Annotated in this window: 24 protein-coding genes, 1 other RNA gene and 1 pseudogene; 11 read left to right on the top strand and 15 right to left on the bottom strand. The window is 67.2% G+C overall.

Going from position 1 to position 23,128, the window contains the following annotated elements; all coding sequences use genetic code 11:
- Window positions 1-20 precede the first annotated feature (20 nt).
- A complete protein-coding gene (locus tag Q0Z44_RS02415) occupies window positions 21-974 on the bottom strand; it encodes a flagellin (protein ID WP_298009853.1) in 954 nt (317 codons plus the stop codon).
- Between the two features lie 371 nt (window positions 975-1,345).
- Between Q0Z44_RS02415 and Q0Z44_RS02410 the strand changes: the two genes are divergently transcribed.
- From Q0Z44_RS02410 to Q0Z44_RS02400, 3 genes and pseudogenes are all read left to right on the top strand, one after another.
- Window positions 1,346-3,268 (top strand): glycosyltransferase family 41 protein, encoded by a 1,923-nt coding sequence (locus tag Q0Z44_RS02410; RefSeq protein WP_298009698.1) that lies wholly within the window; start codon window positions 1,346-1,348, stop codon window positions 3,266-3,268.
- A 114-nt stretch (window positions 3,269-3,382) separates the two neighbouring features.
- Window positions 3,383-4,495: pseudogene (locus Q0Z44_RS02405) on the top strand (DegT/DnrJ/EryC1/StrS family aminotransferase); the annotation flags it as partial.
- A gap of 130 nt (window positions 4,496-4,625) precedes the next feature.
- A complete protein-coding gene (locus Q0Z44_RS02400; RefSeq protein WP_366517566.1) occupies window positions 4,626-5,285 on the top strand; it encodes an acetyltransferase in 660 nt (219 codons plus the stop codon).
- A 23-nt stretch (window positions 5,286-5,308) separates the two neighbouring features.
- On the opposite strand, the gene Q0Z44_RS02395 is transcribed toward Q0Z44_RS02400, so the two are convergent.
- From Q0Z44_RS02395 to Q0Z44_RS02360, 8 genes are all read right to left on the bottom strand, one after another.
- On the bottom strand, window positions 5,309-6,457 hold the full coding sequence (locus Q0Z44_RS02395; protein ID WP_298009695.1) for a TDP-N-acetylfucosamine:lipid II N-acetylfucosaminyltransferase: 1,149 nt from the start codon (window positions 6,455-6,457) through the stop codon (window positions 5,309-5,311).
- Between the two features lie 17 nt (window positions 6,458-6,474).
- The gene (locus Q0Z44_RS02390) at window positions 6,475-7,983 is read right to left on the bottom strand and encodes a glycosyltransferase family 2 protein (protein WP_298009692.1); all 1,509 of its coding nucleotides are present in this window, start codon (window positions 7,981-7,983) and stop codon (window positions 6,475-6,477) included.
- 173 nt (window positions 7,984-8,156) lie between these two features.
- Window positions 8,157-9,284: a deoxyguanosinetriphosphate triphosphohydrolase gene (locus Q0Z44_RS02385; protein ID WP_298009688.1), complete on the bottom strand. Its 1,128-nt coding sequence runs from the start codon at window positions 9,282-9,284 to the stop codon at window positions 8,157-8,159.
- Between the two features lie 21 nt (window positions 9,285-9,305).
- Window positions 9,306-10,430 (bottom strand): 3-dehydroquinate synthase, encoded by a 1,125-nt coding sequence (gene aroB, locus Q0Z44_RS02380; RefSeq protein WP_298009685.1) that lies wholly within the window; start codon window positions 10,428-10,430, stop codon window positions 9,306-9,308.
- A 106-nt stretch (window positions 10,431-10,536) separates the two neighbouring features.
- An RNA gene (ffs, locus tag Q0Z44_RS02375) (signal recognition particle sRNA small type) lies at window positions 10,537-10,634 on the bottom strand.
- A 105-nt stretch (window positions 10,635-10,739) separates the two neighbouring features.
- Window positions 10,740-10,973 carry a SlyX family protein gene (locus Q0Z44_RS02370; RefSeq protein ID WP_294636662.1) on the bottom strand — a complete coding sequence of 78 codons (234 nt, stop codon included), beginning with the start codon at window positions 10,971-10,973 and terminating at the stop codon, window positions 10,740-10,742.
- Window positions 10,974-10,977: 4 nt separating this feature from the next.
- Window positions 10,978-12,096 (bottom strand): AIR synthase-related protein, encoded by a 1,119-nt coding sequence (locus Q0Z44_RS02365; RefSeq protein WP_109037300.1) that lies wholly within the window; start codon window positions 12,094-12,096, stop codon window positions 10,978-10,980.
- A gap of 109 nt (window positions 12,097-12,205) precedes the next feature.
- On the bottom strand, window positions 12,206-12,673 hold the full coding sequence (locus Q0Z44_RS02360) for an NINE protein (RefSeq protein ID WP_298009681.1): 468 nt from the start codon (window positions 12,671-12,673) through the stop codon (window positions 12,206-12,208).
- 249 nt (window positions 12,674-12,922) lie between these two features.
- Between Q0Z44_RS02360 and rpsP the strand changes: the two genes are divergently transcribed.
- The 6 genes from rpsP (at window position 12,923) to Q0Z44_RS02330 (ending at window position 17,041) form a co-directional block, all read left to right on the top strand.
- Complete coding sequence (gene rpsP, locus Q0Z44_RS02355; protein WP_298009678.1) at window positions 12,923-13,180, top strand: 30S ribosomal protein S16; 258 nt, start codon at window positions 12,923-12,925, stop codon at window positions 13,178-13,180.
- Window positions 13,181-13,195: 15 nt separating this feature from the next.
- A complete protein-coding gene (rimM, locus tag Q0Z44_RS02350; RefSeq protein ID WP_298009675.1) occupies window positions 13,196-13,852 on the top strand; it encodes a ribosome maturation factor RimM in 657 nt (218 codons plus the stop codon).
- A gap of 19 nt (window positions 13,853-13,871) precedes the next feature.
- Window positions 13,872-14,654, top strand: a complete 783-nt coding sequence (trmD, locus tag Q0Z44_RS02345) for a tRNA (guanosine(37)-N1)-methyltransferase TrmD (RefSeq protein WP_298009847.1) — start codon at window positions 13,872-13,874, stop codon at window positions 14,652-14,654.
- 106 nt (window positions 14,655-14,760) lie between these two features.
- The gene (gene rplS / locus Q0Z44_RS02340) at window positions 14,761-15,117 is read left to right on the top strand and encodes a 50S ribosomal protein L19 (RefSeq protein WP_298009673.1); all 357 of its coding nucleotides are present in this window, start codon (window positions 14,761-14,763) and stop codon (window positions 15,115-15,117) included.
- 150 nt (window positions 15,118-15,267) lie between these two features.
- A complete protein-coding gene (locus Q0Z44_RS02335) occupies window positions 15,268-15,984 on the top strand; it encodes a CoA pyrophosphatase (protein ID WP_298009670.1) in 717 nt (238 codons plus the stop codon).
- A 58-nt stretch (window positions 15,985-16,042) separates the two neighbouring features.
- Window positions 16,043-17,041, top strand: a complete 999-nt coding sequence (locus tag Q0Z44_RS02330; protein ID WP_109037294.1) for a CobD/CbiB family protein — start codon at window positions 16,043-16,045, stop codon at window positions 17,039-17,041.
- A gap of 96 nt (window positions 17,042-17,137) precedes the next feature.
- Here the strand turns inward: Q0Z44_RS02330 and Q0Z44_RS02325 are convergent, their stop codons facing one another.
- From Q0Z44_RS02325 to Q0Z44_RS02310, 4 genes are read right to left on the bottom strand one after another with little or no spacing between them, the layout of a single operon-like run.
- A complete protein-coding gene (locus tag Q0Z44_RS02325) occupies window positions 17,138-17,401 on the bottom strand; it encodes a hypothetical protein (protein ID WP_298009664.1) in 264 nt (87 codons plus the stop codon).
- A 13-nt stretch (window positions 17,402-17,414) separates the two neighbouring features.
- Complete coding sequence (rsgA, locus tag Q0Z44_RS02320; RefSeq protein WP_298009661.1) at window positions 17,415-18,383, bottom strand: ribosome small subunit-dependent GTPase A; 969 nt, start codon at window positions 18,381-18,383, stop codon at window positions 17,415-17,417.
- Window positions 18,380-18,727: a 4a-hydroxytetrahydrobiopterin dehydratase gene (locus Q0Z44_RS02315; protein ID WP_298009658.1), complete on the bottom strand. Its 348-nt coding sequence runs from the start codon at window positions 18,725-18,727 to the stop codon at window positions 18,380-18,382. Before Q0Z44_RS02315 ends, rsgA begins: the two co-directional genes overlap by 4 nt.
- Window positions 18,724-20,025: a M48 family metallopeptidase gene (locus tag Q0Z44_RS02310; protein ID WP_298009655.1), complete on the bottom strand. Its 1,302-nt coding sequence runs from the start codon at window positions 20,023-20,025 to the stop codon at window positions 18,724-18,726. The genes Q0Z44_RS02315 and Q0Z44_RS02310 overlap by 4 nt, the downstream gene beginning before the upstream one ends.
- An 88-nt stretch (window positions 20,026-20,113) precedes the next feature.
- Between Q0Z44_RS02310 and orn the strand changes: the two genes are divergently transcribed.
- A complete protein-coding gene (orn, locus tag Q0Z44_RS02305; protein ID WP_298009652.1) occupies window positions 20,114-20,695 on the top strand; it encodes an oligoribonuclease in 582 nt (193 codons plus the stop codon).
- Window positions 20,696-20,705: 10 nt separating this feature from the next.
- On the top strand, window positions 20,706-21,080 hold the full coding sequence (locus Q0Z44_RS02300) for a cupin domain-containing protein (protein WP_298009649.1): 375 nt from the start codon (window positions 20,706-20,708) through the stop codon (window positions 21,078-21,080).
- 43 nt (window positions 21,081-21,123) lie between these two features.
- Here the strand turns inward: Q0Z44_RS02300 and gluQRS are convergent, their stop codons facing one another.
- Both gluQRS and Q0Z44_RS02290 read right to left on the bottom strand, forming a co-directional pair.
- On the bottom strand, window positions 21,124-22,062 hold the full coding sequence (gene gluQRS / locus Q0Z44_RS02295) for a tRNA glutamyl-Q(34) synthetase GluQRS (protein ID WP_298009645.1): 939 nt from the start codon (window positions 22,060-22,062) through the stop codon (window positions 21,124-21,126).
- Window positions 22,059-23,003, bottom strand: a complete 945-nt coding sequence (locus Q0Z44_RS02290; RefSeq protein WP_298009643.1) for a LysR family transcriptional regulator — start codon at window positions 23,001-23,003, stop codon at window positions 22,059-22,061. The genes gluQRS and Q0Z44_RS02290 overlap by 4 nt, the downstream gene beginning before the upstream one ends.
- Between the last annotated feature and the right edge of the window lie 125 nt (window positions 23,004-23,128).

Below are 23,128 nucleotides of genomic sequence, written 5' to 3'. Positions count from 1 at the left end.
AGCCCCTGCGGGCCGGTCGATCAGCGGAGCAGCGAGAGAACCTGCTGCGGCAGCTGGTTGGCCTGGGCCACCATCGCGGTACCGGCCTGCTGCAGGATCTGCGAGCGAGAGAGGTTCGCGGTCTCGGTCGCGAAGTCCGCGTCCACGATCCGGCCTCGTGCGGCAGCCTGGTTCTCGATGTTGGTCTGCAGGTTCGAGATGACAGCTTCGAAGCGGTTCTGCGAGGCACCGAAGTTGGCGCGCTTGTCGTTGATGAGGTCCAGGGCCTCGTCGATGGCGTTGATCGCCGCATCAACCTGGTCCACGCCGGCGACGGACGTGCCGCTCGTGGCAGCGCCGCCGATGGCGATACCGTTGGTGCCGTCCCAGCCGCCGACCACGGTGGCCATCAGGTTGGCTTCGTCGGTGCCGTCCACACTGGTGCCGTCCATGGCGCCGATGGCCGATGCTGCCGACATGCTGGTGCCGCCGCCGAGCACGGCGCCCGCGATGTCGATGCGGTCCTCACTGGAGGTGCCGGCGCCGACTTGGAAGGACAGCTGAGTGGCTGCGCCCGATGCGAACAGCGCGGTGCCGTTGAACTTGGTGCCCTTGACCGTGCGATCGATTTCGGCCTGCAGTTCCTTGAATTCCTTCTGCAGGTTGGCGCGGTCGCCGCTCGAGTTCGTTGCGTTGCGCGACTGGACGGCCAGTTCACGCATGCGCTGCAGGTTGTCGCCGATCTTGCCCAGGGCGCCTTCAGCAGTCTGGGCCAGCGAGATACCGTCGTTGGCGTTGCGCACCGCCACATTCATGCCCTTGACTTGGGCGCTCATGCGTTCTGCGATGGCCAGACCGGCGGCGTCGTCCTTGGCGGAGTTGACGCGCAGACCCGACGAGAGGCGCTGCATGGTGGTGGCCATGCTGGATTGGGAGGTGCTGAGGTTGCGCTGGGCATTGAGCGAAACCACGTTGGTGTTGACGGATGCCATGATCTGATCCTTTGACGTTGAAACTACCCGGCGACAGCGCCGGCGAACAAGTGCCGCTTGATACGAAGTGCCTTGCGGCTTGACCTGCCCGACGCTAGTCAGCCTTGGACCTGGTAGGTGCTTGATCACCCGCAGGACGCTGGCCGTCTAACCGGACCCCGGAACCTTTCAGTGCCGTTGGGTTGTTTATCGTCGCGTCGTGTCCGCCTCTTGAGTGATTTTTTGCTCGCTTTTGCAAAGTCGTCGCATGCGGGATGCTTGACGGCGTTGAGAGAAGCGGGGGGTTTTCGGGTCTCTTGCGCTGAACTTGAGCACTTTCTTTTTCTAGACTGCGACAGGGGATGTTGATGCCCTGCAACCAGCCCAGGAACGCCATGAAGGTCAGCTCGAAACCCAGAACACGTCAGGCTCAGCAAGCGCAGACACTGTGGGAGCGCGGCGTGGCGCTGACCAAGCAGAAGCAGTGGCGGGAGGCCGCTGAAGTCTTTCAATCGGCGGCGAAGCTTCAGCCGCAAGATGCCCTGCTGGCCCTCAATGCTTCGCGGTGTCACTTTCAGGCCGGGCAACTCGATGACGCGCTGCGCCACGTGGAGCGGGCCTGCGCGCTCGAGCCAGCCGCCGAACTGCAGGCGCTCTTTCGCGTGCGCATCCTCAACCGCTTGCAGCGACATGCGGAGGCGATGCAGGTGCTGCAGGCCATGCCTGAAAGCGCCCGGAGCTCGTTCGAGTACAACGCCTTTCTGGGGTTCTGTCTGCAGCACGTTGGCGAACACCAGAAGGCGGTGGGTGCCTACATGACCGCGCTCGGTTCGAAGATGGACGATGCCATGTCGCACTACCGCATGGGCGTTTCCTTCTATGAGCTGGGCCTGAAGGAGGAGGCATCCGAGTGCTTCCGGACCGGACTCGTCCTCGGGTTGGGGTTGAGTGCGGTACACGTGCACGGCATGCTGGCCTATGCAGAGCGGGAGAGCGGGCGTTGGCCCCAGGCCCAGCTCGAGCTCAGCCGGCTGCGCGACATCATCGCCCAACTGCCTGACGATGCAGCCATCACCACGGCCCCCTTTGCGCACGTCACGTTGATGGACGATGCCCTGCATCAGTTGAAAGCGGCCCGCCTGATGTCCAACACATGGCGATCGGTGCAGCGTCTGGCGCCCGCACCGCGGCAGACGGACGATGGGCGCATCCGCGTGGGCTACCTCTCGAGCGACCTTTACCAACACGCCACGTGCGTGCTCATGGCCGAAGTGTTCGAGCATCACGACCGCAGCCGCTTTGAGGTGTTCGTGTATTCGCACGGTCAGGATGACCGATCGGCCATGCGCCGTCGCGTGATCGATGCCAGCGAGCATTTCGTGGAGTTGCGCGGCCTGGCCGATCGAGAGATGGCCCAGCGCATTGCAGCCGATGGCATTGACGTGTTGATCGACCTGAAGGGGTACACGGCGCATAACCGCATGGGCGTGCTGGCTCGCCATCCCGCCCATGTCCAGGCCACCTTTCTGGGCTTCCCGGGCACCACGGGGGCCAGCTTCATGGATTACATCGTGGGCGACCCAGTGGTGACCCCGCAGGCTCACGAGGCGCACTTCGCCGAGAAGATCGCCCAGATGCCGGTCTGCTATCAGCCCAATGACCGTCAGCGCGCCCGACCACAGCCCCGTACCCGTGCTCAAGTCGGCCTGCCCGACGATGCGCTCGTGCTGTGTGCTTTCAACCAGGCATACAAGATTTCGCCCGAGGTGCTGGATGTCTGGGTCGCTCTGTTGCGCGACTTGCCGAATGCGGTGTTGTGGCTGCTGGACTGGCACGGTCAGGCCCGGCCCAATCTGGAAGGAGAACTGCGCGCGCGCGGAGTGGATCTACGACGCGTGTTCTGGGCGCCCAGGCTGAGTCTTGACGAGCACATCAGCCGCGTTGCCCTGGCCGATGTCTTCATCGATACCTGGCCTTGCAATGCACACACAACCGCCAGCGATGCCTTGTGGGCCGGGCTCCCTGTCGTGACGCTCATGGGTCAGACGTTTGCCTCCCGTGTGGCGGCCAGCCTGCTCAATGCCTGCGGTCTGCCGGAACTGGTGACAGAAGATGTGGACAGCTACAGGCAGACCATTCTTCGACTGGCCCGCGATCCGGCGTGGCTTGCTGCGTGCCGCAGCAAGCTGGTCGAAGCGCGCGACACCAGTCCGCTGTTCGACAGTGCCAGGTTCACCCGCGATTTCGAGGCCCTGCTGGAGCGCATGGTGCAGCAGCACCGCGAGGGGCAGGCTCCAGCTCACCTTCTCAGTCTCTGAAGACGCTGACGCGATGCGGGGAATGGGGCCGGAACCACGGTTTATTTCTCCTCTTCGGTAGCCGCGCGCTTGCCGGAACATCAGGGTCATACCCAGCGAAGACAGGATATCGCCATGTCAGACCGTCGCCCTCTGTACGTCACCCGGCCCGAGTTGCCGCCGCTCGAAGAATTCCTGCCTTACCTGAAAGAGATCTGGGATACGCGCATCCTGTCCAACAACGGCCCGTTCCACCAGCAGTTCGAACAGGCGCTGTGTGAGCATCTGGGCGTGCGCCACATCTCGCTGTTCACGAATGCCACCATGGCGCTGGTGACCGCGCTGCAATCGATGCGGGTCACGGGCGAGGTCATCACGACGCCTTACTCGTTCGTGGCCACCGCCCACTCGGCCATGTGGAACGGCATCAAGCCGGTGTTTGTCGACATCGACCCTGTGACGCTCAACCTCGACCCACGCAAGATCGAGGCGGCCATCACACCACAGACCACGGCGATCATGCCGATCCATTGCTATGGCACCCCCTGTGATGTCGATGCCATCCAGGCCATTGCCGACGCCTACAACCTCAAGGTGATCTACGACGCTGCCCATGCCTTCGGCGTGCGTCGGATGGAAGGCGGCGAGATGCGCAGCGTGCTCAACCATGGTGACCTGTCGGTGCTGAGCTTCCACGCCACCAAGGTGTTCAACACCTTCGAGGGTGGGGCCATCATCGCCCCCGATGCCAAGACCAAGCAGCGCATCGACCACCTCAAGAACTTCGGATTCATCAACGAGACCACCGTGGTGGCTACGGGCATCAACGGCAAGATGAGCGAGTTCAATGCAGCGCTGGGCCTGGTCCAGTTGCAGCACGTCGACGGGGCCATCCGGCGCCGCGGCGAGATCGATGCGCTGTACCGAAAGCTCCTGGCCGATGTGCCGGGCATCCGGCTGCTGGCGCCCCCTGCCGACGCGCAGCCCAATCATTCGTACTTCGCGGTGCTGATCGGCCCCGACTTCGGTGTCTCGCGCGATGCAGTGTACGAGGCCCTCAAGGCCGAGCAGATCATGGCGCGCCGTTACTTCTATCCGTTGATCTCTGACTTCCCCATGTACCGTGGGCTGCCGTCGGCCGCGCCGGCCAACCTCCCGATCGCGCGCGCGGTTGCGGATCAGGTGCTCTGCCTCCCCATCTTCCCTTCGCTGGAAGACGCCGAGGTCGAGCGCGTCGTGTCCGTGATGCTGGCCGCCCGCGGTCAGGCCGTGTTCGGCGGACCGTCCGTGCTGCCGGATGTACCATCGCAGCCTTCTGGGCTGTTGCGGTCTTCGACGCTGGCGTTGAGTACCTGACGTCGTTCATCCGGAGGGTGTCGTGAGCCTGCGATTGTTCGGGCTGTATGGGGCGGGCGGCTTTGCCCGCGAAGTCATGCCCTTTGCGCGGCAGCAACTGCTCGCCGAGGGCTGGCAACTGGTGTTTCTGGAAACCTGTCCTGCCGCGACCGAAGTCAACGGCGTGCCGTTGCTGTCAGAAGACGCCTTCTTTGCAGCGCCGGCGCATGAGCGCGGGTTTGCTGTCGCCATCGCCGACTCCCGCGCGCGCGAGACGCTGGCGCTGCGGTGCGAAGCCCGGGGCGCACGCCCCATGACCCTCCAGGCACCGAGCGCGCTGGTGTACGACGCGGACCGCATTGGCCCGGGCGCCATCATCTGCCCGTACGCGTCGATCACGGCCAATGTCACCGTGGGGCGCCATTTCCACGCCAACTTCTATTCCTACACCGCGCACGACTGCGTGATCGGTGACTGGGTGACCTTTGCGCCCCGCGTCAACTGCCTTGGCAACGTGACGGTACACGAGCACGCCTACATCGGGACCGCCGCCATGATCCGCCAAGGCATCCCGAGAGGTCGCCCGACGGTGGTGGGGGCAGGGGCCGTGGTCGGAATGGGTGCTGTGGTGACCCGCGATGTGCCGGCAGGGGTGACAGTGGTGGGCAATCCAGCGCGTCTCTTGCAACGCCCATCAAAGTGAACCCAACGGTGCGGTCCGCGGGTTCAGATCCTGGGCGTCAGGGCCGTGTCGACGAGCATCCGTGTCCGCTGGCGTTGGGTGCTTCGGCCGTACTCCGCCAGCAGGATGCGAGCCTGCATTTCGGCGTCGGCCTCGGTCAACGGTTGAAGGGCGGGTTGCACCAGGTCGGAGATCGGCAGCCCGAGCTTCTTCATCCACGATGCCACCGGGTTTCGACGGTGGAGGTGCATCCGGGCGCCGAGCAGGCCACTGATGATCAGGTTGCCCATCGCCTGCTGGCGGACGTGGTTCATCATCACGTGTCCGCACGACGTCAGCACCTCGATGTAGCGATCCTTGGGCAGGTAGTCCAGCAGCGGGACAAGGCGCGAGCCGAAATGCTTCTGTCCGGCTTGTACAACGTGCCGCGTGTACGCACCGTCGCCATCACCATAGCTCAACGGTACAACGATGCGGCGCCCGTCAAGATCCGGCTGCCGGGCCAGGCTGGCAAAGCACTCGAGATGGTTGTTGGCCGGCGTGGCGCTGTTGCCCACCAGGATGTCGGCGCCGAGCGTCTGGCAGCGTGCGGTCCCCAGGCTCATGTCGTCCTCGGCCGTGCCGTAGTTCCAGCGGATGAACCGGGCGCGCAGCTGGGGTTGATGCTGTGTCAGCAGCGTGTATTCGTTGGGCAGCACCGGACTGAAGAAGTCGACACGCTGCAGGGCCGACAACTCGGTCCGAGATGGCTTCGCATACGGTCGGGCTGCCGAGAGCACGGATGACCGCATCGACCCCGTCCTGGGAAGTCCGCCTCGCGGCTGCAGCCCGCCCATCAGCCGGGCCGTTTCCGGCATGAAGAGGCCCTCCGGGAAGGCGTCCATCAGCAGGCCGTAGTAGTCATAGCCCCATCCCAGCCAGATGACGTGGGGTCGTTCGGGCATTTCCGGCAGCATCAGCAGCGTCGACAGCGGCAGGCTGTGGCACACGATGGCCGCGACGTCGGGCTGGTTCAGCCGAGCCAGGCAGGCCCCGCGAGAGACCGCCTGGATCAGCGGGCTGCGCACATAGCGATAGGGCGGCGAGCCGCCGCCGACGAGGAGGTACTCGTGAACGCCCGGGCTCACGCCCTCGAATTCGCGGATGGCGCTGTCGATGAACTTGTCATCGACCACAAGGTGAATGATCTTCATGGCGGACTCCGGACGATTCAGTGTGAATGAACGACCAGGGCCTGCCCTGCAAGCGCGCCTTCTGCGTAGCCCAGTTCCGGTGCTGCTGCGCGCCATGCGTGCACGGCCTGTTGCAGCGGCTGCGGCTGACCGGGGGACCAGACACACAACCGGAAACCCTCTGCGCGAAGGCGGGGCAACACCATGGGGAGGGAAAGTACCGCGTCGGCCGGGACACGGCCGGCACCCTCCGCGTGAACGATGACGAGGTCAAAGTCGATTGCGTCATCCGGCAGCAGTGCGAGGTTGGGGAACTCGCCCGCATGCCCTTCGAAATCCGCTGCCACGAGCGGCACATGCAGAACCTCGGCGTCGATGCTCGCCGAGCCCAGCGAGGCATACAGGGACATGGCGCGCTGCTGATCGCCGCACACATGGGTCATCTTGCCGCCGAGGCCGCCAGTCAGCGCATGCAGCGCCGCAGACAGCGGGCTCGTCCCGATGGAGAGGACCCTGGGCTGAGCAGGACCACGTTGCAGCCATTGCCACCATGCCCACAAGACCTCGACGTCGGGTCTGGCGTGCACGGACGCCATGACGAGTTCGAGCAGGCCAGGGCAGCGCTGGTGCAGCAGGTTGGCGGCAGCGTGGATCCACGGGTCCTGCGCGCCTGGCGCAGACTCGCTTCTCGCCGGTTCCCCGCCAGCCAGACGTTGCATCAACGCTTGCTGACCAGCCAGCACCTTGTGCTGCAGCTGGCCGATCAGCTGATCTCCGGCCCCTTGTGGGCCAAACACCCATCTGCGGCACGGCAGCGGCGCCTTGGCGAGCACGACCTCGGCGCTGCGCATCTGGTGCCGCGAACTGAGGCCGACCGCGTGCGGGTCCTGGTTGTGATGTGAAGACGGGTTGGTGGCGGTGTAGCGGTAGGCCACCACAGGCAGGAAGCGATACCTGCGTGTCTGGTCCAGCATCGGGAAGGCGATGGCCAGGTCGCACGCGGCCGTGAGCCACGCGCCCGTGTCGTCGCGGAAGTAGGATTCCGGCACGCCGTCCAGCAGCTCGGCCCGGAAGCTGAAGAAGTGACTGGTCTTCCAGCCCTGTTTGCGTGGCGACACGAACGGGTCGAGCGCCGCATTGCGCCCTACGGCGCCCTGATCGGTTTCGAAGTTGCTCCACACCACGTCGAAGCCGGCGTCGTACTGCGCCGCCATCTCGGCCAGGATATCTGCCTTGATCAATTGGTCGTCGGCGTCGAACACCGCGACGAAATCGCCCTTGTCCCGGCAAGCCCGAAGATGCACATGGGTGTTCCGGGCCTTGCCCCATTGCTCGGGGTTGCGAACGAAGGTGTGGCGGCCATCAAAGAATTCGCTCAATACCTTCTGGGCCACGGTGCCGGTTTCGTCGCTGGAGCAGTCGTCCACGAACAGTACGTGGATGCCGGGGTGCGTCTGCCAAGCCAGGCTTTCGAGCGCTGCGCCCACGTACTTCGCGCAATTGCGCGCATTCATGAACACGAGGGCACGTGGAGGCGTGGGAATCATGGCCGGGGGTCCTTGCTGAGCGACACAGAGCGGCGCCACACAGCAGGGCAACCTGTGTCCGGCTGGCACGACGCCGCATGCTGGACTCTAGGCGCCGCCCTGCAATCCAATGGGCGGAATAGAACGGCCCCCTCGGCTCATTTCAGCCCGGACGGGATCCCGGGCCGCATGCCTCAAAACACCCGCTCCCCCGTCACCCGCTCATGCTCCTTCACCGCAAACCGATCCGTCATCCCCGCGATGTAATCCGCCACCGCCCGGTGCAGGTCTTCGCGCGCCGCATAGTCGGCCGGCATCGCCTTCGGATCGGCCACATAGGCCTCGAACAGCTCGGTGATGACGCGCCGGCCTTTGGCCGTCATCTCGTTGACCTGCGGGTGCCGGTACAGCTCCTTGAACAGGAAGCGCTTGAGCTGCGTGCTGGCCTCGCGCATGGGCGCGCTGAAGCGCACCAGCGGCGGGCAACGCCGCGCCTCGTCGGCCGTCACCGGCAGGTGCTCGGCAATCTGTGCGCGCGTCGCGTCGATCACGTCGTACACCTGCTGTGACAGCATCCGGCGGATGGTGTCGAACAGCAGGCGCCGGCCCTTGGCGTGCGGGAACTCGCTCAGCGTCTCGTCGCGGAAGCGCACGAACAGCGGCACGGCTTCGAGCTGCTCCATCGTGATCAGGCCCGAGCGCACGCCGTCGTCGATGTCGTGCGCGTTGTAAGCGATCTCGTCGGCCAGGTTGCACAGCTGCGCCTCCAGGCTGGGCTGATGGCCCTTGATGAAGCGCCGGCCCACGCCGCCCGGCTCGTGCTTTTCCAGCGCCTCCGCGTGGGCACGCGAGCAGTGCTTGAGAATGCCCTCGCGCGTCTCGAAGCTCAGGTTCAGGCCGTCGTAGCCCAGGTAGCGCTCTTCCAGCTTGTCCACCACCCGCAGCGACTGCAGGTTGTGCTCGAAGCCGCCGTGGCCCTGCATGCAGGCATTCAGCGCGTCCTGGCCCGCATGGCCGAATGGCGTGTGGCCCAGGTCGTGCGCCAGCGCAATGGCTTCCACCAGGTCTTCATTGAGCCCCAGCGACCGCGCCACCGAGCGACCCAGCTGCGCCACCTCCAGCGAGTGCGTCAGCCGCGTGCGGAACAGGTCGCCCTCGTGGTTCAGGAACACCTGCGTCTTGTAAACGAGCCGCCGGAACGCCGTGCTGTGCACGATGCGGTCGCGGTCGCGCTGGAAATCGCTGCGCGTCGGGGCCGCCGGCTCGGGGTGGCGGCGCCCCTTGGTCTGCTCAGGATGACTGGCGTAAGGGGCTAACCACATGGTGTCTCGTTTCCGGTGGTGTCAGCGGGTGTGGGTGGCGATCACATCGCGTACCAGGGCGTCCGGCGCCCCGCGCATGCCTGCCTGTCCCAGCGGGCCGATCACCACGAAGCGGATCTCGCCGCCCTCGGCCTTCTTGTCCACCTGCATCAGCTCGATGTAGCGGTCGGCGCCCAGATCGGGGCCCCGGGTCGGCAGCCCGGCCCGTTTGATCAGCGCGATGATGCGGTCGGCCGTGCCCGTGTCGATCAGGCCCAGGCGCGCCGACAGGTCGGCGGCCATCACCATGCCGCAGCCCACGGCCTCGCCGTGCAGCCATTCGCCATAGCCCAGTCCCGCCTCGATGGCGTGGCCGAAGGTGTGGCCGTAGTTCAGTATGGCGCGCAGGCCGGCTTCCTTCTCGTCCTGGCCCACCACCCAGGCCTTGATCTGGCACGAGCGCTGCACCGCGTACTTCAGCGCCTGGCGGTCGCGCGCCAGCAGGGCATCCAGGTTGTCTTCCAGCCAGCCCAGGAAGGCGGCATCGGCAATCGGGCCGTACTTGATCACCTCGGCCAGGCCGGCCAGCAGCTCGCGCTGGGGCAGGGTGTCGAGCGTGCTCATGTCGCACACCACACGCAGCGGCTGGTAGAACGCGCCGATCATGTTCTTGCCGGCGGGATGGTTGATGGCGGTCTTGCCGCCCACGCTCGAATCCACCTGGGCCAGCAGCGTGGTGGGCACCTGCACGAAGGGCACGCCGCGCATGTAGCAGGCCGCGGCAAACCCGGTCATGTCGCCGATCACGCCGCCGCCCAGTGCGTACAGCACCGTCTTGCGGTCGGCGGCTTCTTCCAGCAGGCGGGTGAACACCTGGTTCAACGCCGGCCAGTCCTTGTACTGCTCGCCGTCGGGCAACTCGATGTCGAGCACCTGCTTGTGCAGCGGGGCAATGGCCGCGCGCAGCCTGGCGGTGTAGAGCGGCCCCACCGTGGTGTTGGTGACGATCAGCGCCTTGGTGGACTTGGGCAATCCGGCAAACGTGGCCGGGTCGTCCAGCAGGCCCTCGCCGATCAGGATGTCGTAACTCCGGTCGCCCAGGTCGATGGCCACGTTGGCCGTGCCGGCGGGGGCGGGAGAAGCGGGGGGCAGGTGCGTGGATGCCATGAACGCGGTCGTCGGTCTCAGCGGGGTTGAACGGGCTGTTCAAGCGCCCCGAACTTCGCGGAAGTTCGGTCCCGGCCGCGACGCAGGGGGCATCTGGAAAGGAAAGGGTGACGAGCCTTGACCTGGCACTGTTGGCTAACGGTTGGGGCTGCTTCGTTCCCGACCTGACCCGGTTGGCCGCGCCCCCATGCAGGGAGGCCCGTCACTGCGGATTGTAAGCGATCCTCGGCCTCTTCCCGGGATGGCTGTGGTGCCCTTGTGCATGAGAAGGCCTCTTCCGGTGGCCAGGAAGAGGCGTGCCGAGCTGCCTCAGTAGTGCGGCGGCAGCTCGTCGCGCAGGCTGCGGAAGGCGGGCGGTGCGCCCTCGTCGGTCTGCTCCCGCAGACGGCGCACCTCGTGCAGCAGCAGGTCGATGTGGGCCTGCTGCCGGGCGACCACGGTGTTCAGGCTGTCGACCAGGTCTTCCAGGTAGACGGCCTTGATCTCCAGCGATTCAAGCCGGGCGGCCGTCTCGGCCTCCCGGGGCGTGGGCGTGTCAGGCATGCACTCAGCGCAGCTGCAGCTCGTCGGCGCCGTAGGTCACGCCCAGCGGCTCGATCACGACCTGCTTGGGGCCTTCTTCCACGCGGCCGGCCACCAGGGCCGGGATGCCCAGCGACTGGGCCACGGCCACCACGCGCTCGGCCTGGTCGGCGGCCACGTACAGCGCAAAGCCGGCGCCCATGTTCAGCGTGCCGTAGGCTTCGTGGTCGTCCAGGCCGCACTCCTTCTGCATGAAGGCCAGCACGGGCGTCTTCTCTGGCAGGGCGGTGATGCGGTAGGTCAGCGCCTTCGGGTGGCGCAGCAGCTTGCGCCAGCCGTGGCCGGTCACGTTCGCGCAGTAGTGCGGAATGATGCCTTCCTTGGCCAGCGCTTCCGTCACGGGCGAATACAGCACCGTGGGGGCCAGCAGGGCTTCGCCATAGGTCTGGCCATTGCCGATGTCGGTCAGGTAGCCCTGCGGCAGGCGCTCGGCCAGCTTGCGGGCCAGCGACAGGCCGTTGGCGTGGATGCCACTGGAGGCCAGCAGGACGATGGCGTCGCCGGCTTCCAGCTTGTCGCCCACCGACAGACGCTCCTTCGGGCTGATGATGCCGGTGCACGAGGCGGCCAGGTCGACGCGGCCATCGGCCACGATGCCGGCCAGCGCGGGGGTTTCACCGCCGCCCCAGGCCACGTTGCACACCTCGCAGGCCTTCTTCCAGCCGGCCACCAGCGCGTTGGCGCGCACCTTGTCGCCGAACCAGTCCGAACCGCCCGCGGCCCAGTAGGCCTGCACCACCAGCGGCGTGGCGCCCACGGTGATCAGGTCGTTCACCGCCATGGCAATGGTGTCCTGCGCGATGCCGTCGTAGTAGCTCTTGCCCGTCAGCGTGGCCATCTCGTCGGCCACCAGGGTCTTGGTGCCCAGGCATTCCACGATCGAGGCCAGGTACATCGGGCCCACATCCACCACATAGGCTGACTCGCCGCGCGAAGCCAGCACCTCGCTGAAGCCATGGCTGGCCAGGTGGGTGCCGGTTTCTGCCGCGGCACGCTGGGCGGCCACCTTCAACGGGTCGATCAGGTCGTAGTTGACGCCGGCCTGGTCGTACGTCAGCGGGGAAGAGGGCGTGGCAGAAGTCATGGCGGTCGGGGAAATCGGTTGAGGCCCATCCGGGGTCGGACGTGGCCGGACGGCGATGCGCAAAGGCGAGATTATCCGGCACCCGGAGGCCGCGTGGCACGCCCGGCCGTCACTGGCTGATCTTGCGTGCCTCTTCCACCTGGTACTCGAAGTAGCGCTGCCCCGAGAACGCGATGGTGGCCATCAGCACGGTGGCGCCCACCATCAGGGCCAGGACCACGGCGATGACCACAGCCCAGCCACTGTGCGAGGCCATGGCAGGGTCGGTCAGACCGGGGTTGTGCCGCGCGTGCCAGCGGGCGTCCGTTGTCAGCCCGTAAAGAATGGCCTGCAGCATGGTCCCGGCCACTGTGAAACCGAGCACCGGCAGCAGCAGCCACGACAGGGTGTCGTCCTGACCGTAGCGCTCCACCCGGCGCAGGCCGGCCAGGCCGATCAGCGTCAGTACGGGCATCGCCCAGCCCAGCCGATCGCGCCAGCCGTACAGGTAGAAGCGGTGCAGGCCGAGCGTGCCGACCAGGAAGGCCAGCCAGGTCGCGAGCGTCTTCGATTTGGCGGGTGTCGGCGCGTCTTGCATGGGGTGTTCACACAAAGCGGTTTCGGGGGACTATAATCCGCGGTTTTCTGGCCCGAGCTGCGGGCTTTCCTTGAGTGTCCGGCTGGCCGGGTTCGAGCGGGAAGTGCGTGGCGCGTATCTAATCGGCGCCGAATCAAAAAACGGTGCGGGCAGGTCGGATGAAACCAGACGCCTGCGCGAACCCTGGCTGGTCTACCCCGAGTGTCTCCCGGGCGGGCCCGTCGCCCAAACCAATTTGAAGGACACACCATGGTCGTGATTCGACTTGCACGTGGCGGCTCCAAGAAGCGCCCTTTCTTCAACATCGTTGCCGCTGACTCGCGCAACCGCCGTGACGGCCGCTTCCTCGAGCGCGTGGGTTTCTACAACCCCGTGGCTTCGGGCAACGCCGAGTCGCTGCGCGTCGCTTTCGACCGCGTCGAGTACTGGGTGAACAACGGCGCACAGGTTTCGGAAACCGTGGGCCGTCTGCTGCGCCAGGCCAAGACCCAGGCCGCTGCCGCCTAAGGTTCTGCGTTTCGCATGAACGACCGCGCCGCAGCCTCGCCCCTCGTGCTGGAAGACGGAGTCGTCTGGCCCGATGACGCGGTGGAGGTGGGGCGCGTGCTGGACGCCTGGGGCGTGAAGGGTGGCATCAAGGTGCTGCCGTTCTCGACCGATCCCCAGGCGCTCTTCTGCACCAAGAAATGGTTTCTGCGCCCGGCCGAAGCGGCTTCGGGCGCCGTGGCGCGTCCGGCAGCACGTCGGACGGCCCCTGCGGGCACCGAGCCCGCTGCGCCGGCCCGCCTGAGCGCGCCGCGCTTCCTGAAAGTCAGGCAGGCCCGCGAGCAGGGCGACGTGGTCGTCGTGACCGCCGAAGGCCTGGAAGACCGCAACGACGCCGAAGCCCTCAAGGGCGCGCGCGTGTTCGTGTCGCGCTCGGCTTTCCCGACGCCCGATGAAGACGAGTTCTACTGGGTCGACCTGATCGGCCTGGACGTCGTCAACCGCGAAGGCCAGCCGCTGGGCAAGGTGGTCGACCTGCTCGACACCGGCCCGCACTGCGTGCTGCGCTGCGCCGTCGAAGCGCCCGCCGAGGGCACCCCGGCCGAGCGCCTGATCCCCTTCGTGTCGGCCTACATCGACAGCGTCAGCCTGGCCGACAAGCGCATCGTGGCCGACTGGGGCCTCGACTACTGACGCGGGGCGGCACATGGCCGTGCGCTTCGACGTCATCACCCTGTTCCCCGAACTGTTCGCCCCATTTCAAAGCGTGGGCGTGACCCGTCGCGCGTTCGAAACGCGCGCGGTCGACGTGCGCCTGTGGCCGCTGCGCGACCACGCCGAGGGCGTGTACCGCCGCGTCGACGACCGGCCTTTCGGCGGTGGCCCGGGCATGGTCATGCTGGTCGAGCCGCTCGTGCGCTGCCTGTCGGCCATCCGCGCCTCGCAGGCGGTGGACGGCGCGCCGCGCCTGCCGGTCGTGCTGTTCAGTCCCGCTGGCCGCCCATTCACGCAGCAACGCGTCGAGGCGCTGGCCGCGTCGCCGGGCGCCGTCCTGCTGTGTGGCCGCTACGAAGGCATCGACCAGCGCTTCATCGACGCGCATGTCGATGAGGAAATCAGCCTGGGAGACTACGTGCTGTCGGGCGGCGAGTTGCCCGCACTGACATTGATGGATGCCGTGGCGCGACTGCAGCCCGGCGTGCTGCATGATGCGGCCTCGCACCAGCAGGACAGCTTCTCGGATGGCCTGCTCGATTGCCCCCACTACAGCCGCCCCGAGGTGCTGCCGCTGCCTCCGCGCGAGGGCGGCGAGCCGGTAGAGCAAGCCGTGCCACCGGTGCTCTTGTCGGGCCACCATGCGCACATTGCCCGCTGGCGCCGTGAGCAGCAACTCGCGATCACGTGGCGCCGCCGCCCCGAACTGATTGCTGCAGCGCGCGAACGCGGTGAGTTGTCGAAGAAAGATGAAGACTTTCTTCGCGGACTGACGCTATAATCTGCGGTTTTCCGATCCTCTACCCGGCTTCATTGCGGGGGCGCCTCATCCCGAGGGGTCTTCGACATCCAACCTGGCGCGGGCAAGATCACCCTAGGAGCCCTTGATGTCCAACATCATCCAACAGCTCGAGCAAGAAGAAATCGCTCGTCTGAACAAGATCATCCCGTCGTTCGCCCCTGGCGACACCGTGATCGTGAACGTGAACGTGGTTGAAGGCACCCGCAAGCGCGTGCAGGCCTACGAAGGCGTCGTGATTGCCAAGCGCAACCGCGGCCTGAACTCCAGCTTCATCGTCCGCAAGATCTCCAGCGGCGAAGGCGTCGAGCGTACGTTCCAGCTGTACAGCCCGCTGATCGCTTCGATCGAAGTCAAGCGCCGCGGTGACGTCCGTCGCGCCAAGCTGTACTACCTCCGCCAGCGTTCGGGCAAGTCGGCTCGAATCAAGGAAAAACTCGCCTGAGCATGGCTCTGCCGTGGTCATGGGCCACGGTGCTTTGCAACGCAAAGCAAGCGAGTTTCCGACGTGGGCCCTCAGGGCCTGCGTCAAGCGCGAACACATCAAAAGCCGCCTGCTGCGCAAGCCCAGGCGGCTTTTGCTATGGTGCTGTCCATGACCGTTTCCATCGACCCCCGCGTCGCCGAACTGCTCGGTCACGATCACCATCTTCCGCCTGTCGATTCGCAACGCTTTTCGCCGCAGGCGCTGGTCGAGCGCTTTCTGTCGCCGCCTGCGTGGGAGCCTGACGTCTCGATCGAGCGCTGGGCCACGCCGTCCGACCCGGTGCATGCCGCGGTGCTCGTGCCCATCGTGATGCGGCCCGAGCCAGCGGTTCTGCTGACCCAGCGCACCGCCACGCTGCGCAAGCATCCAGGCCAGATCAGTTTTCCCGGCGGGCGTTGCGAGCCCGACGACCCCGACCCGGTGGCCACGGCGCTGCGCGAGGCCCAGGAAGAGGTCGGCCTGCCGCCCGAGCGGGTACAGGTGCTGGGCCAGATGCCGCGCTACACCACGGGCACGGGGTTCATCGTGACGCCGGTGGTGGGTCTGATTGCGCCTCAGCCGCACGAGACGCCGATGCTGGCGCTGCAGCCCGATCCGCGCGAGGTGGCCGAGGCCTTCGAGGTGCCGCTGTCCTTCCTGATGGATCCGCGGCATCACCAGCGGCGGGCCTTCGGCGTGCCGGCCCTGGAGATGGGCCGTGACAACCCGCGCATCGAGTTCTTCTCGATGCCATGGCGGCCCGGCGCCGAATCCGATCGCGAGTATTTCATCTGGGGCGCCACCGCCGCGATGTTGCGAAATTTATACCGCTTCCTTTCCGCGTGATGCGGCGTGTTCTTTTCTGTCACCAGGGGGCCGGTGGGCCCCGCTATGATCCTGAGCCATGAGCTTTTTTGCCGTGCTGTTCGCCCTGCTCGCCGAACAGCTCAAACCCCTCTCGAACCTCAACCCCATTCACCACGGCCTGACGGCCTGGGTGCGCTGGGTCGGGCGCAATTTCGATGCGGGGGCCGAAGTGCATGCGCGCGTGGTCTGGGGGATCACCGTGGTGGCGTCGGCGGCGCTGGTGGCCATCCTCTACGTTTTCGTCAACCGCTACAGCACCCTGCTGGCGCTGGCGTTCGACGTGGCCGTGCTGTACCTGACGCTGGGCTTCCGGCAGTTCAGCCACCATTACACCGACATCCGTGATGCCCTCGAGCAGGGCCGTGAAGAGCGCGCCCGCGAGCTGCTCGCCCACTGGCAGAACGTCGATGCGAGCGACCTGCCGCGCACCGAGATCCTGCGCCATGTCATCGAGTTCTCGCTGCTGGCGGCGCACCGCCACGTGTTCGGCGTGTTCTTCTGGTTCGTGGCGCTGTCCACTTTCGGGCTGGGCCCGGCGGGCGCCGTGCTCTACCGCATGGCCGAGTTTGCCGGCCGCTACTGGTCGTACAAGAGCCGCGTGACCGGCCAGCCCACGCACGACCGCCTGATGGCGCTGTCGCAGACGATGTTCGCACTCATCGACCACGTGCCCGCGCGCCTGACAGCGTTCGGTTTCGCGGTGGTGGGCAACTTCGAGGATGCGATCGATGCCTGGCGCCGCCATGCGGTGCTGTGGGCGCATCCGAACGAAGGCACGATCCTGTCTGCCGCGTCGGGCGCCATCGGCGTGCGCCTGGGCGGGCAAGTGGCACCGGCCACCGGGCGTGCGTTCGGGGATGTCAGCCGCACCGTGGTGAGCGGCGATTCACCCGATGTGATCGACGCAGAGGGCAGCACCACCGGTGCACCGCCCGAGATGGCGCACCTGCGCAGCGTTGTGGGCCTGGTGTGGCGCTCGGTCGTGCTGTGGATGCTGTTGCTGGCGCTGCTGTCGCTGGCCAACCTGATCGGCTGAGCCGGTCCGTCCGGCATGCGTCGCCCCGGTATTCCGGCGCCTGCGCCCGTGCGGTGAGCCGCCGAGCTTCAGCCGTACCGGGTCACCTTCCTGGCTTCACAGCGCGCGGGCGCGCGCCAGCCAGTCGCCCAGCGCCGCCACCATGTCACCCTGGCTGAACGAGCAGCTTTCTTCCGTGAACAGCGCGGCGCTCTCCAGTTGCGACAACACCCGTTCCAGCACCTCGAGGTAGCGGGGCGGCAGCGCCGGTTCGTGCGCCCGCGCGGCCTCGCGCCATTGTTGAGTCAGTGCGGAAAGAGGCATCTGGCCGGCGCTGAAGGCGGTCAGGGTGGCGGGCAGGGCGGCAAGGTGGTCGGACATGGGGCGGCAGGCCTCACCAGCGGGGCTGGCTCAGCTCCTCGAACAGGTCATTGAACAGGCTCAGGCGGATGGGGCTGACCTCACCGCGCTCGACGGCAGCCCGTACGGCGCAGCCCGGCTCCTGCCGGTGCGTGCAGTTGTGGAAGCGGCAGTCGGCCACGTGTTTGCCGATGTCGGGCATCCAGCGCGCCAGGTCGGTGGGCGGAATGTGGTGCAACCCGAACTCCTGAAAGCCCGGCGAGTCGATGACGGCGGTGCCCGCGGCCTTGTCCATCCAGTACCAGAGGCTGGTGGTGGTCGTGTGGCGGCCCGAGTTCAGCGCCTGCGAAATCTCACCGACCTCGGCGCGCGCCTCGGGCAGCAGGGTGTTGATCAGCGTGCTCTTGCCGGCGCCGGAGGGGCCCAGCACCAGCGTGGCCTTGCCGTCGAGCAGGGGAGCCATCTGGGCGCGGGCGCCCTCGGTGTCGGCCTTCAGCGAGAGCTCGACCACCCGGTAGCCCATGGCGCGGTAGGGCGCCAGGCGGGCGCGGGCGGCGTCGGCGCCGGGCAGGTCGATCTTGTTGAGCACGATGGTCGGCGGGATGTCGGCCGATTCGGCGGCGATGAGGGCGCGCGTGAGCTGCGCTTCGCTGAACACGGGCTCGACCGCAATCCACATCAGCAGCTGGTCGAGGTTGGCCGCAAACGACTTGCTGCGCCATTCGTCCTGGCGCCACAGCAGGCTGCGGCGCGGCTCGACCTGCACGATCACGCCTTCGTCGCCCCCGTCGAGCGTGTGCTGCCACAGCACGCGGTCGCCGACGACGGCCTCGCTCTTCTTGCCGCGGGGGTGACAGATCAGGCGCGGGCCCTCCTCGGGCTCGACCACCACGTGGCGGCCGTGCGTGGAGACGACCAGGCCGCGGCTGCAGCCGGAGGTGTCGGCCTCACGGGCCGGGCGTCCCTTGCGGCCCTGTGGGGCGGGCGGGTGACCCCGCTTCATGCGCCAAGGGCATCCACGCGGGCGGCGCAGATGAAGTCGTTCAGCGAGACGCCGCCGACCGAATGGGTCGACCAGCGCAGCGTGCAGCGGTTGAAAGACACGGCCATGTCGGGGTGGTGATCCTGTTCGTGGGCAATCCAGGCCACGGCATTCACGAAGGCCATGGTGCGGTGGAAGTCGGGGAAGGTGTAGGTGCGCTGCAGCGCCCCGCCCGGCACGGCGTCGTCCACCTGCCAGCCGGGGATCTGGCCGAGCATGGCGTGCTGGCCGGCCACGGACAGCGGCGAGCCAGCGCGCGGCTCACAACGCTGCTGGTGCAGCGGCAGGGGGCTGACCGCGCTCATGCCGGTTGGGCCGCGCCGTGCGGGGCCGTGCGGGTGAGGGCGCCCATGGCGGCCAGGCGCTCGGAGGCCGGCGGGTGCGAGTAGTGGAAGCGCACGTACAGCGGGTCGGGCGTGAGGGTGGACGAGTTGTCCTTGTAGAGCTTGATCAGGGCGTTCGCCAGGTCGGTGCCGCTGGCCTGGGCACAGGCGTAGGCGTCCGCCTGGTATTCGTCACGGCGCGAGAAGGCCGAGAACACCGGCGCGATGAAGAACATGACGGGCGGGAGCGCCAGCATGAAGAGCAGCAGGGCCAGCGCGTCGTTCGGCGCACCCAGGTTGGGCGATGCGCCCAGGCCGGTGTAGAAGGCCATCTGGCGCGACAGCCAGCCCAGCAGCGCGAAGCCGATCAGGCTCATCACGAACATCATGATCATGCGCTTGAGCACGTGCTTGTGCTTGAAGTGCCCCAGCTCGTGGGCCAGCACGGCCTCGACTTCGCCATGCGAGAGCTTGGACAGCAGTGTGTCGAAGAACACCACGCGCTTGGAGGACCCGAGGCCCGTGAAGTAGGCGTTGGCGTGCGCAGAGCGGCGGCTGCCGTCCATCACGAAGAAGCCTTTGGCCTTGAAGCCGCAACGCTGCATCAGGCCGGTCACGCGTTGGGCCAGGCCCTCGTCCTGCAGCGGCTCGAACTTGTTGAACAGAGGGGCGATGAAGATGGGAAAGATCACCATCAGCAGCAGGCTGAACGAGACCCAGGCGACCCAGGCCCACAGCCACCAGGCGCTGCCCGCGGCGCCCATCAGCCACAGGATGAGGGCCGCGATGGGGGCGCCGATCACGACACCGACGATCGCCTGCTTGATGTGATCGCCCACCCACATGCCGAAGCCCATGCGGTTGAAGCCGTGGCGTTGCTCGATGCGGAAGGTGTGCCAGGCCTCCAGCGGCATCTCGATGAGGGCGCCGATGGCGCTGAAGGCGCCGAGCAGCACAAGCTGGTAAGCCAGGCCGCCCCAGCGGGGGAAGACCAGGTCGCGCACCGCGTGGTTCAGGGCGTCAAGCCCGCCCAGCAGCGTCCAGCCAAGCAGCACGGCCGTGGTGACCACCGTGTTCACCAGGCCGAAGCGGAGTTTGTCGAGCGTGTAGTCGGCGGCGCGCTGGTGGCTGCGCAGCGTGACCTCGTCGGCAAATGCCGGGGGCACGGCGGCGCGGTGGCGCGCGACGTGGCGGGCCTGGCGGGTGTCGAGCCAGAGCTTCACGAGCACGGAGGCCGCGACGAAAAAGGCAAAAAGCAGGGTGACGGTGCTGGATGGCATGCCGGGAGTGTACGTTTGCCGCACAATCGGCTGCCGGGCTGACGTGCACAAGACCGTGACGCCAGCGCCTGTTTTGACTTCTGCCGACATGACCGACACCACCGCCCCCGACACCCCCGTGACCCTGGCCAAGAGCGACCAGAACCTGATCTGGATCGACCTGGAGATGACGGGCCTCAAGCCCGAGAGCGACCGCATCATCGAAATCGCGGTGGTGGTGACCGACGCCAACCTGTCGGTGCGCGTGGAGGGGCCGGTGTTTGCCGTGCACCAGAGCGACGCCGTGCTCGACAAGATGGACAACTGGAACAAAGGCACGCACGGCCGCAGCGGCCTGATCGACCGCGTGAAGGCCTCGACCGTGAGCGAGGACGAGGCGGCCCAGGCCGTGATCGACTTCCTCAAGCAGTACGTGCCGGCCAACAAGTCGCCGATGTGCGGCAACTCGATCTGCCAGGACCGCCGCTTTCTGGCGAACTACATGCCCAAGCTGGAAGCCTTCTTCCACTACCGCAACCTGGACGTCAGCACCCTGAAGGAACTGGCCAAGCGCTGGAAGCCCGGGCTCGCCGAGGGTTTCAAGAAGGCACAGAAGCACACCGCGCTGGCCGACATCCACGAATCGATCGACGAGCTCGCCTACTACCGCGAGCACTTCCTTGTGAAGTGAGGTCGGGTGCATGACGCAGCATGCTGATCAACCTGGCATCGTCCGGTTCGATGCGCCTGTGGGCGGCGGCACGATCGACCATCCGCGTCCGGACCGGCTGGAGCAGGGCAACCCGCGTCGTGAAACCTGGACACTGTACGAGCCGGCCGCGGGCGGCCTGTCGGCCGGCATCTGGGCCTGCGAGGTGGGCCGGTGGCGCATCGTGTTTCCGCCGGGCAAGCACGAGTATTTCTTCGTGCTGGAAGGCCATGTGCGGCTGCATGACGCGGCCGGAGGATGGACGGATGTGCGCGCTGGCGAAGGCGCCGTGATCCCCGGCGGCTTCACCGGCGCGTTCGAGGTGATCGAGCCTGTGCGCAAGCACTTCGTGCTTGTCGGCGGCTGAGCCACCCGCACGCCGTGCCACGCTGTTGTGCGGCACGGTGCCGTCAGGCGATGGTTTCGGTGTGGGGAGCGGACGAGGCCCAACAGGCCACCCGGGCCCGCCAGGCCGGAATGGCGGCGCCGAGCCACTCGCCCACGGTGCTGCCGCCCATATCGGACAGCCCTAGCACGGCACCCGCCCGCCGCAGCGCATCCAGCGGATCGTCAAGGGCCAGGGCCGCCGCACCGTTCTGCTTCGACAGTTTCTCGCCGTTGTCGCCCATCACCAGCGGCGTGTGCAGGTAACGCGGGTGGGGCCAGCCGAGTTGCGTCTGCAGCCACATCTGGCGCGGCGTGTTGTCGGCCAGGTCCTCACCCCGCACCACGTCGGTGATGCCCTGCTCGGCATCGTCCACCACGACGGCCAGCTGGTAGGCCCACAGGCCGTCGGCCCGGCGCACCACAAAGTCGCCCACGGCGTCGTCCAGCTGCTGTGACTGCGGGCCCAGACGCCGATCGAGCCAAGGCCAGTGCGCAGCGGCCCCCTCGGGCACGGCCACCCGCCAGGCGCGGGGCGCGCGACCGCGCAAGCCCCCGTGGTCAGGGCGGCACGTTCCGGGGTAGACCAAATCGCCGTGCCGGGGCTTGATGCGGCCCAGTTCGGCGTTCGCCCGCGCAATGTCGCTGCGGGTGCAGGCGCAACCGTAGGCCACCCCCTGGGCGATGAGCCGGTCGAGCGCCGCCTGGTAGCGGTCTCCGCGGCGGCTCTGCCAAACGGGGGGGGCATCAGGGAGGAGGCCGCAGGTGGCCAGCTGCTGCAGGATCAGTGTGTCGGCACCCGGCACGCAGCGCGGCGTGTCGACGTCCTCGATGCGCACCAGCCACTGCCCGCCCTGTCCGCGCGCGTCCAGCCAGCTGGCCAGAGCCGCCACCAGGGAGCCCGCATGCAGCGGGCCGGTGGGCGAGGGGGCAAAGCGGCCGATGTACGGTGCGGCAGCGCTCACAGCAGCAGGCCCTCGTGGCGCTCGAGCAGCGCGCGCCGGGTGGTCGGGCTGGCCAGCTGATGCAGCCACCATGTGAGCCCGAGCCCCGGCTGGGCGCTGGGTTGACGCCAGGCGTAGAACGAGCGGATCAGCCGCTCTGGGCCGGTCACCGGCTTGTGCACCAGCCGGCCCTGATCCAGGTAAGGGCGCAGCATGGGCTCGGGCAGGTAGCCACAGCCCAGCCCGCGCAGCTGGGCTTCGAGCTTGGCCGACATGGACGGCAGCGTCAGCACATCCTGCCCGGGAAGGATGCCGACCGTCATCGGGGTCAGCCCCTGCGCCGTGTCGGCCACCGCGATGATGCGGTGTTGGGCAATCTCGGTCGGGCTCAGCGGGCCGGGTTCGGCGGCAAGCGGGTGATGGGGCGCCACCGCGAAGATGAACTTGAACTCGCCGATCAGTTCCTGCCGCATGTCCGAGCCCACCACACGGTCGGCCGGCACGCCGATGGCGAGATCCGCCTTGCCGGTGGTCAGGGCTTCCCAGGTGCCCGTCATCACCTCGCTGCGCATGCGCAGGCGGGTGGGCGGCTTCAGCGCGTAGAACGCCTCCATCAGGTCGAAGATCGCATGGGGCGCCATGGCCTTGTCGACCGCAATCGTCAACTCGGCTTCCCAGCCCGACGCCACACGCTGGACCCGGTTGGCCACTGCCGCCATCTGCTGCAGCAGCAAGCGCCCTTCGCGCAGCAGTTCCTCTCCGGCGGTGGTCAGGCGGGCCTGGCGGCTGCGCCGGTCGAACAGCAGCACATCGAGTGCGTCTTCAAGCTGGCGCACGCTGTACGTGAGGGCGGAGGGGACCTTGCCAAGTTCGCGCGCGGCGGCTGCGAAGCTGCCAGTGCGGGCGATGGTGTCCATCATCAGCAGCGCGTCGGGCGTGAGGACATGGCGGCGATCCGGCATCGTTCGGCTAATTTCGTTCAATTGGTTTGAATGATGCCATCAGACGGCCGCAGCCTCCGAGGGGTTGTCGGTGCCTACAGTGAGGTCATGCGTCCAGTGGGCGCCCGACCCCTCTCAGGAGACCC

This window comes from uncultured Aquabacterium sp., from assembly GCF_947366995.1.
Lineage (GTDB): Bacteria > Pseudomonadota > Gammaproteobacteria > Burkholderiales > Burkholderiaceae_C > Aquabacterium.
This window is presented reverse-complemented; position numbering and strand designations above follow the sequence as displayed.

Excerpts from the sequence above, each read along its gene's own strand:
- Q0Z44_RS02410 (WP_298009698.1), top strand. The coding sequence starts at position 1,346 with ATGAAGGTCAGCTCGAAACCCAGAACACGTCAGGCTCAGCAAGCGCAG.
- Q0Z44_RS02395 (WP_298009695.1), bottom strand. The coding sequence starts at position 6,457 with ATGAAGATCATTCACCTTGTGGTCGATGACAAGTTCATCGACAGCGCC.
- Q0Z44_RS02390 (WP_298009692.1), bottom strand. The coding sequence starts at position 7,983 with ATGATTCCCACGCCTCCACGTGCCCTCGTGTTCATGAATGCGCGCAAT.
- Q0Z44_RS02385 (WP_298009688.1), bottom strand. The coding sequence starts at position 9,284 with ATGTGGTTAGCCCCTTACGCCAGTCATCCTGAGCAGACCAAGGGGCGC.
- aroB (WP_298009685.1), bottom strand. The coding sequence starts at position 10,430 with ATGGCATCCACGCACCTGCCCCCCGCTTCTCCCGCCCCCGCCGGCACG.
- Q0Z44_RS02370 (WP_294636662.1), bottom strand. The coding sequence starts at position 10,973 with ATGCCTGACACGCCCACGCCCCGGGAGGCCGAGACGGCCGCCCGGCTT.
- Q0Z44_RS02365 (WP_109037300.1), bottom strand. The coding sequence starts at position 12,096 with ATGACTTCTGCCACGCCCTCTTCCCCGCTGACGTACGACCAGGCCGGC.
- Q0Z44_RS02360 (WP_298009681.1), bottom strand. The coding sequence starts at position 12,673 with ATGCAAGACGCGCCGACACCCGCCAAATCGAAGACGCTCGCGACCTGG.
- rpsP (WP_298009678.1), top strand. The coding sequence starts at position 12,923 with ATGGTCGTGATTCGACTTGCACGTGGCGGCTCCAAGAAGCGCCCTTTC.
- rimM (WP_298009675.1), top strand. The coding sequence starts at position 13,196 with ATGAACGACCGCGCCGCAGCCTCGCCCCTCGTGCTGGAAGACGGAGTC.
- rplS (WP_298009673.1), top strand. The coding sequence starts at position 14,761 with ATGTCCAACATCATCCAACAGCTCGAGCAAGAAGAAATCGCTCGTCTG.
- Q0Z44_RS02335 (WP_298009670.1), top strand. The coding sequence starts at position 15,268 with ATGACCGTTTCCATCGACCCCCGCGTCGCCGAACTGCTCGGTCACGAT.
- Q0Z44_RS02330 (WP_109037294.1), top strand. The coding sequence starts at position 16,043 with ATGAGCTTTTTTGCCGTGCTGTTCGCCCTGCTCGCCGAACAGCTCAAA.
- Q0Z44_RS02325 (WP_298009664.1), bottom strand. The coding sequence starts at position 17,401 with ATGTCCGACCACCTTGCCGCCCTGCCCGCCACCCTGACCGCCTTCAGC.
- rsgA (WP_298009661.1), bottom strand. The coding sequence starts at position 18,383 with ATGAAGCGGGGTCACCCGCCCGCCCCACAGGGCCGCAAGGGACGCCCG.
- Q0Z44_RS02315 (WP_298009658.1), bottom strand. The coding sequence starts at position 18,727 with ATGAGCGCGGTCAGCCCCCTGCCGCTGCACCAGCAGCGTTGTGAGCCG.
- Q0Z44_RS02310 (WP_298009655.1), bottom strand. The coding sequence starts at position 20,025 with ATGCCATCCAGCACCGTCACCCTGCTTTTTGCCTTTTTCGTCGCGGCC.
- orn (WP_298009652.1), top strand. The coding sequence starts at position 20,114 with ATGACCGACACCACCGCCCCCGACACCCCCGTGACCCTGGCCAAGAGC.
- Q0Z44_RS02300 (WP_298009649.1), top strand. The coding sequence starts at position 20,706 with ATGACGCAGCATGCTGATCAACCTGGCATCGTCCGGTTCGATGCGCCT.
- Q0Z44_RS02290 (WP_298009643.1), bottom strand. The coding sequence starts at position 23,003 with ATGCCGGATCGCCGCCATGTCCTCACGCCCGACGCGCTGCTGATGATG.